Annotated in this window: 8 protein-coding genes; 5 read left to right on the top strand and 3 right to left on the bottom strand. The window is 40.1% G+C overall.

Features of this window, described 5'->3' with window-relative positions:
• The 3 genes from EO132_RS19385 to EO132_RS18515 all read right to left on the bottom strand — a co-directional run.
• On the bottom strand, positions 1–213 hold a 213-nt coding region (locus EO132_RS19385; protein ID WP_164732386.1), incomplete at its 3' end, for a hypothetical protein.
• A gap of 292 nt (positions 214–505) precedes the next feature.
• The gene (locus EO132_RS18520) at positions 506–973 is read right to left on the bottom strand and encodes a PH domain-containing protein (RefSeq protein ID WP_127139292.1); all 468 of its coding nucleotides are present in this window, start codon (positions 971–973) and stop codon (positions 506–508) included.
• Positions 951–1,706, bottom strand: coding sequence for a CDP-alcohol phosphatidyltransferase family protein (locus tag EO132_RS18515; protein ID WP_127139291.1), 756 nt, complete (start codon positions 1,704–1,706; stop codon positions 951–953). The genes EO132_RS18520 and EO132_RS18515 overlap by 23 nt, the downstream gene beginning before the upstream one ends.
• A gap of 101 nt (positions 1,707–1,807) precedes the next feature.
• On the opposite strand from EO132_RS18515, the gene EO132_RS18510 reads away from it, so the two are divergent.
• The 5 genes from EO132_RS18510 to EO132_RS18495 all read left to right on the top strand — a co-directional run bounded on the left by EO132_RS18510 (position 1,808) and on the right by EO132_RS18495 (position 6,212).
• Complete coding sequence (locus EO132_RS18510; RefSeq protein ID WP_235856510.1) at positions 1,808–2,977, top strand: lipoprotein N-acyltransferase Lnb domain-containing protein; 1,170 nt, start codon at positions 1,808–1,810, stop codon at positions 2,975–2,977.
• A 21-nt stretch (positions 2,978–2,998) separates the two neighbouring features.
• Positions 2,999–4,870, top strand: a complete 1,872-nt coding sequence (locus tag EO132_RS18505) for an ABC-F family ATP-binding cassette domain-containing protein (protein WP_127139289.1) — start codon at positions 2,999–3,001, stop codon at positions 4,868–4,870.
• A gap of 98 nt (positions 4,871–4,968) precedes the next feature.
• Entirely contained in the window at positions 4,969–5,409 is a 441-nt protein-coding gene (locus tag EO132_RS18500) for a hypothetical protein (protein ID WP_127139288.1), read from the top strand.
• Positions 5,410–5,426: 17 nt separating this feature from the next.
• Complete coding sequence (locus EO132_RS19380; RefSeq protein WP_164732385.1) at positions 5,427–5,588, top strand: DUF3810 domain-containing protein; 162 nt, start codon at positions 5,427–5,429, stop codon at positions 5,586–5,588.
• Positions 5,589–5,654: 66 nt separating this feature from the next.
• The gene (locus tag EO132_RS18495) at positions 5,655–6,212 is read left to right on the top strand and encodes a cob(I)yrinic acid a,c-diamide adenosyltransferase (protein WP_127139287.1); all 558 of its coding nucleotides are present in this window, start codon (positions 5,655–5,657) and stop codon (positions 6,210–6,212) included.
• The last annotated feature ends 90 nt before the right edge of the window (positions 6,213–6,302 follow it).

The raw sequence follows: 6,302 nt of genomic DNA, 5'->3' as shown, positions 1-6,302 counted from the left end.
AATTTTTGATGGTTTAGCGTTTTTTTGATCGTACAGATACCCTTTGAACCATATCTCTTCCTCCGGAAGAAATATATCCTTACTTACATGTAGGTACACTACCTCCCTTGGGTACTGGAAATAATCCCGATATTTCTCCTCTATTTGATTTTGGGCATTGAGCGAAATGAATATGAACAAAAAGTAAAACAATAATGGTGTGTGTTTAGACATTCTAAATGAATTAATGGTTATCAACAATAAATACAATTATTCTTATATGGATAATTAAAGGTTATCAACTATAAACTTAATTATCATTATACCGTACCATGAAATAATTTCAACACTAAATATTTTAATGCGTTTGTTTCACAGATAGATATACTTTCTAAAAAAGTCCATCTTGTACACCTTAAATAATCGTTATTAGTAGAATTCCCACACAAACTGTTCCAAAAAGCTTATTGGAGAAGAATTAAAAAAGGGTTTTTATCCCAAAACCAAAACTGGCGAAACTCAAAGTTTATTCCTGTCCCTTCTTCATTTTTACCGTTATTTCCGGTTTTAGGGATTTTAAATGTTTAATAAAACCTGCTTTATCTTTTGGGGAAATAACAGTGCTGCTGTATTTCCCATAATAAACTTCCAAACGATCCAAGGAGGCTGCCGGAGAGCTAAGCGGATTGTTTGACTCCACTATCCTTGTAATATCTTTTATGAGAATACTTTTCTTGATAAAGAAAAAGGTGGTTACGGTTAAAACATCATCAGTAACCTCATAAGAAATCGAGAAAAATAGAGCCATGAAAGCGAACATAATCCCAAACTGGACAATGACACTTATCAAGCTGCTTTTTTCAAAAGAGAGGACAATGGCTATCCCGAAAATCAAAAAAAAGGGAATGAGCAACTCCAATCCCACCTTGGAAGGATAAACAACACTGTTGGTCGAAGCTTCTTGTTTTACACTATGCCCCTTTTCCACTTCCATTGATCAATGACATCAAAATGTAGGCGAAAACAATAACAGGTATTGCCAAAAAGCGCAATGTCAGGAGCAATACAAGACTCCCAATGATGAACAAATAACGGATTCCGTTATCCTTAAAGCTCCAATTCTTAAACTTTAAAGCGAATAGTTTAATAGGAGAGTTCAACAAATACGAACTCAAAACCGTCAAAATGACCAAAAACCATGGATTTAGAATAATATTATTCAAAACCTCATTGTTATGGTACAGAAGAATCATGGGCAACGAAAGAATCAAAAGTGCATTTGCCGGTGTTGGCAATCCTACAAAAGAAGATACTTGATTTTCGTCCACATTGAATTTGGCCAATCTGTAGGCCGAAGCCATGGTTATGGCAAATCCTATAAACGAAATTGTATTGACCTTTCCTCCATACCACATCATGGTATCAGTTGCTTCACTACTAAATGGCATATTCCATCCACCGGTCTGCGACATATTCAACAATTGAAACATTACAACACCGGGAACAAGTCCGCTGGTAATCACATCGGCCAAGGAGTCCAACTGAATTCCAATTTCGCTCTGCACGTTTAAGGCACGGGCTGCCAAACCATCAAAAAAATCAAAGAAAATCCCGATGAACACAAAAAGTGCCGCCCACTCCAAATGATTGAGTACCGCAAATACTGTAGCAATACAACCGCTTAATACATTAAGTAGGGTTAGAAAATTAGGAATATAGGACTTCATAGAATTAGGTTTCCGTAAAAATAACGGAAAAATTAAACTGTGTGCAACGGATGGTAGACCGAGTCGTTTTTATTCTGATATTTGTCCTGATAAAAATCATAATGAGACGAAAGCTCCATCTACTATTTCTCTGCTTCATCATCGGGAACTTTCTTTTTTCCCAAGCCCCACAGCTTACGGAAAACTCAAAAGTAAGCTTGCTTACCTGCGCAGCGGGCGATGAACTATATTCTGCCTTTGGCCATAGCGCGTTTCGTGTACAAGACCCTGCACTTGGCATTGATGTGGTATACAACTATGGCACTTTCGACTTCAATCAGCCTAATTTCTATTTGAATTTCACGAAAGGAAAGATGATCTATTCCCTTTCCCGAAGAAATTTTGAAGGTTTTCTGTATGAATATGAACTGGAGAAAAGATGGGTAAAAGAGCAGATTTTGGACCTCGATCTTGAAAATCGAAACCAACTCCTGGCATTTTTTGAGGAAAACTACCTTCCTGAAAACAGGGATTACCTATACGACCCATTATTGAACAACTGCTCAAGTATCACAGGAGATATTTTAAAAGAACAATTCGGAGATGCCATTGTTTTTGACGGTTCATATCTCGAGAAACAATACACTTTTCGTCAGTTGGTGCGACAATTCATGGATGTGAACACTTGGTCCATGTTTGGAATTGATTTGGCATTTGGTTCGCCGGTTGACAGAAAAGCCACCGTACAGGAACACATGTTTTTGCCCTATTATGCCATGGAGCAACTGCGAAACACGACTTTGAACGGAAAACCCTTGGTTCAGCGAGAACGTACCATTTTGGATTACAGCGAACACACCCAAAAAGGCTTTTTCCCCCTATCACCGTTATTTTGGTTTTTGATGTTGATGGCTTTTACGGCCATTATCACCTATTTTGACTTTAAACACAAAACACGCAGTCGCTGGTTGGACTTTTCGCTGTTATTCATAACAGGACTGGCAGGCACTTTTTTATTCTTGCTTTGGGTAGCTGCCGATCACACCTCCACTCCTTATAATTTCAATATTTTATGGGCATTTCCAATAAATGCCTGTACAGCATTTGCCCTGGTGTTCCAAGATAAAGTGCCTCAATGGGTGCCAAAATATTTGTGGGTCGCTTTAGGGCTGATGGTTGTTACGATTTTGCTCTGGATAATTAAGGTCCAGATTTTTTCTCCTGTGGTTATTCCGTTACTTTTGACGCTGGCTATTCGGTACCTGTACATCATCAGGTATTCCAAGTTATAGTTTGGCCAACAAACAACACCCATGAACTTATTAACGGTCGAAAACATATCAAAATCGTATGGAGAGTTAGTGCTCTTCTCCGATATTTCCTTTGGAATCAACAAAGACCAAAAAATAGCTCTTATCGCTAAAAATGGGAGCGGCAAAACTTCTATCCTTAACATCATGTCTGGGAAGGATACCTCAGAAACCGGGCAAGTGACAACGCGCAAGGGTATCAAAATCTCTTTTTTGGAGCAAGAACCGGACCTAAATCCAAATTTGACCATTGAGGAGACCATTTTTACAACGGACAACGAAATCCTAAAAGTAATTGCCAATTACGAAAAGGCCGTTGAGAACCCTGAGGATACGGAGCAGTACCAAAAAGCCTTCGAGGCCATGGAGCGACTGAATGCATGGGACTTTGAGACACAGTACAAGCAAATACTTTTTCAATTACAGCTCTCCAAACTTGATGCGAAGGTCAGCACGTTATCGGGCGGACAAAAGAAACGTTTGGCACTTGCCAATGCCCTGCTCAACAAACCCGACTTGTTGATCTTGGACGAGCCCACCAACCATCTTGACCTTGAAATGATAGAGTGGCTGGAAGCTTACTTTGCCAAGGAAAACATAACCCTGTTCATGGTAACGCACGACCGTTATTTTTTGGATAGGGTCTGTAATGAGATTTTGGAACTGGACAACAACCAACTTTACACTTACAAGGGCAATTATTCCTATTATCTGAACGAAAAAGAGGCCCGAATGGAGCGCGAGGCCGTGGAGCAGCAAAAGACCAAGATGCTGTACAAAAAGGAGTTGGATTGGATGCGTAGGCAACCCAAAGCACGTACCACAAAATCAAAATCACGGATTGATGATTTTGCCGAGATAAAAAAACGTGCCCATCAAAGGCGCCAAGAGCACGAGGTACAGTTGGAACTGAACATGGAACGCTTGGGCAGCAAGATTCTGGAGCTGCACAATATTTCCAAATCCTATGGCGACAAAACCATCTTGGACAAGTTCGACTACAACTTTACCAAGGGCGAACGCGTAGGCATCATCGGAAAAAATGGAACGGGGAAATCGACTTTTTTGAACGTTATTACCGAAAGGGAGGATGTGGAAGGCGGAAAAGTAGTGGTCGGCGACACGGTAAAATTTGGCTACTACACCCAAAAGGGAATCCCCGATAAAGAAGGCCAAAAGGTCATTGACGTGATTCGCGAGTTTGGGGATTTCATACCTTTGAAAAAAGGGCGGCAGATTTCCGCCCAGCAACTGTTGGAGCGTTTTCTTTTTGACCGTAAAAAGCAATACGATTTTGTTGAAAAATTGAGCGGTGGAGAACGCAAACGACTTTATTTGTGCACCGTGCTCATACAAAACCCGAACTTTCTTATTCTGGATGAGCCGACCAACGACTTGGACATTGTCACATTGAATGTATTGGAAAGTTTTTTATTGGATTTTCCAGGTTGCTTGATCGTGGTCTCCCACGACCGTTATTTCATGGACAAAATTGTAGACCACCTGTTTGTGTTCCGTGGGGAAGGTGTTATCGAAGATTTTCCTGGAAACTATTCCGATTACCGAAGCTACGAGACCAGTAAAGTAATTGAGGAACGCGAAAACAAGACGGCTTCTTCAGAAAAAGCGGAAAACAATTGGCGGGATACCAGCGGCGGTAAACTATCTTATTCCGAGCAGAAAGAATACAAACAACTGGAGAAGGACATCCATAAACTAGAAGAAAAGAAAGTAGTGCTGCAGAACAAGTTCACGGACCCTGAGTTGGAGGGTGAAGAAATTGCCGACCTTTCCATTGAGCTTAAAGAGGTAACCGATGCCATCGAGGAAAAGACAGAACGCTGGTTCGAACTTTCTTCTATTTTAGAGGGGTAAAATTGTCCTCTTGAGGGGACCATAGGGGTGTAATCAAAATGACATTCAAAATATTTTCATACATAAAATTTCTTCTCAGATCCACCAACCAACATGGAGTGCACTCCCCTTTCGTGTTTGCCTATATGACGCAATGCCTCTATATCAAAAAGAAGTTTCATCGCAAGAAAAGTATCAATGTGTTGCTCAAGACCATTGGTTATTTTGGTTTTGAAACGGTCAGCATCAAAAATAATGGAGCGGTAAAAGAATTGGTCAAACAGACTTTTCCCAAAGTTGGATTTGATGAAAAACCTTTGGATCTTCTTTTTGTGGATGAAATGGACATGACCAGCTTTCAAAAAATACGTTCCGAAGGAAAGTTGCACAACGACAGTCTTGTTTTAATCGACTCTATTCATGGCAACCAGGAAAATTTGGAACAATGGAACCGTTTGATTGCCTTACCGGAAATCACAGTAAGTATTGATATGTACTATTGCGGTCTTATTTCCATCCGAAGGGAACAGGTAAAGGAACATTTTACGATTCGAATTTAAAGCGGTAATTTTAGGTTATGGAAAATGTAGCAACAGATAACACCATTTGGTATATACTAGCCGTTTTGGGACTCATTTATCTGATTATTTTGTTCAGGAACAAAAAAGCCACAAAGCGTAGAAAGTCCCGCAAGTTTATGGAGGGAAAACGCCAACACGAAAAGAACAATGAACAATAATCAATTGACAACCATGAATGGTAACAACATTATTGTGAGCAATTCCGATAACTGACTACTGAAAAAATGAAGATATACACTAAAACGGGTGATAAGGGCACCACATCATTGTTTACAGGCACCCGTGTACCCAAACACCATGCCCGTATTGAAAGTTACGGCACCATAGACGAGCTTAATTCCCACCTTGGGCTTTTGCGGGATCAAGACATGGAAGAGCACTCCAAAAAAACGCTCACGCTCATTCAAGAAAAGCTTTTTACGGTCGGTTCCATTTTGGCCACAGAGCCCAAAAAAGACAATAGACTCAAAATTCCACGTATAAGTTCCGATGATATTGAATTTTTGGAGCAGGAAATGGACCGAATGAACGAGGAACTTCCAGAAATGACACATTTTATTCTTCCCGGCGGGCACACCACCGTGTCATACTGTCATATTGCCAGAACAGTTTGCCGACGTGGCGAGCGTATGATTTCCTATTTACACGAGAATGAGCCCGTTCCAGACAATGTGCTATCGTACATTAACCGACTTTCGGACTATTTGTTTGTTTTGGCGCGAAAATTGTCAAAAGACCTGAATGCCGATGAGATAAAGTGGATCCCTGAGAAATTAGACTGAAAAAATCGCTTTTTTATCCCAATTGTTTTGCCAACAATAAAATAATTTTTAAATAATACTGTTTTTACTTGGCAAATTGGGTTTAAAAAT

The organism is Flagellimonas oceanensis (assembly GCF_003992595.1).
Classification (GTDB): domain Bacteria; phylum Bacteroidota; class Bacteroidia; order Flavobacteriales; family Flavobacteriaceae; genus Flagellimonas; species Flagellimonas oceanensis.
This window is presented reverse-complemented; position numbering and strand designations above follow the sequence as displayed.